The following is a 775-nucleotide window of genomic DNA, read 5'->3' on the forward strand; positions in this document are numbered from 1 at the left end:
ATGCTTGGTTCCGCCGTGCGGGACAATAACGCTCTGGCTAATGACCTGGGGCACATCGTACTGGCCGACTGGCGCACCTACAGCATGATGATGAGCGGTGGGGCGCTGGGGGCGGCGGAAGCGTTTATGGAGCAGGGCTGGTCCAGCCCGGACCTGATCAAGGTGATTCGCTATTTCGCGGCCAATGTGGATGCCATGCAAGCCCTGGAAGGTGGCTTTGCGGCCCTGTCCAAGCCGGCGCTGAAAATGCTGCATCGCTACAACCGTAATTCACTGCAAGGTTCCCGCCGGAATATTTCTGCCCACTATGATCTGGGCAACGATTTTTTCAGCCTGTTTCTTGATCGCACCATGATGTATTCCAGTGCGGTGTTTCCCCACCCGGATGCGTCCCTTGAAGAAGCGTCTGTACACAAGCTGGACCTGATCTGTCAGCGCCTGCAATTGCAGCCGGGGATGACCCTGCTGGAAATCGGCACCGGCTGGGGTGGGTTGGCCCTGCATGCGGCACGGCATTATGGCGTCACCGTTACCACCACAACTATCTCCCGTGAGCAGGCCCGCTATGCCCGCCAACAGGTGGCCGATGCCGGGTTGGATAACTGCATCACCATTCTGGAAAATGACTACCGTGAACTCACCGGCCAATACGATCGTGTGGTGTCGGTGGAAATGATTGAAGCGGTGGGGGCAGAATTTCTGCCGGGATACTTTGACGTACTCGGCAAACGCTTGAAGCCGGAAGGGCTGTTGTTGATTCAGGCGATCACCGTGC

The 775-nt window shown here is 57.7% G+C and carries 1 protein-coding gene; it reads left to right on the forward strand.

Translation table 11 applies throughout. From position 1 onward, the window contains the following. Positions 1–775 (forward strand): cyclopropane-fatty-acyl-phospholipid synthase family protein (locus tag A3754_RS24480; protein WP_156497209.1); only part of this gene is annotated, 775 nt, incomplete at both ends.

Source organism: Alcanivorax sp. HI0083 (assembly GCF_001635175.1).